Genomic DNA, 461 nt, shown 5'->3' with positions numbered 1-461 from the left:
TCGCGCAGCGTGGTGTCGAAAATGATGACGCGGTCCTTCTCGGACTTGTTCATGGTGGCCATTTCAGATTTCCTTTTGAGCTTTTGCGCCGTTCAGACCATTTTAGCCCTTGGCGCTTGAGGTGTCCGGTGATCTCGACCAACCCCTGAGCGCCCAGGCGCATGGCGCCCAGCCGGCCCTCAGGGGCAGCTAAGAAGAAGCCCGCCAATCAGGAGGGTGGGCAGCAGCGCGGCCGGGATCGTGGCGGCGGCCAGAGCCACCTCCCCCGAAATCCCATCGATTTGGCCGCGAATCAGCATTGCCAGACCCTTTTGAGCCCACAAATCCTCGGCCAAAACCGTTGACGGTTGGTTGCCGGGAGGCTCAGTGACCCGTTTCTAGACGAGAAATAGCAGCAACTGCAACGCCAAAAGATGGTCAGGGGGCCTGACCTGATTGCGGGGTCTCGTGTCCCGGACGCG

Source organism: Bradyrhizobium sp. TM233, assembly GCF_036247965.1.
GTDB classification, from domain to species: domain Bacteria; phylum Pseudomonadota; class Alphaproteobacteria; order Rhizobiales; family Xanthobacteraceae; genus Bradyrhizobium; species Bradyrhizobium ottawaense.
The sequence above is the reverse complement of the archived record's forward strand: the minus strand, read 5'-3'. Positions refer to the sequence as shown.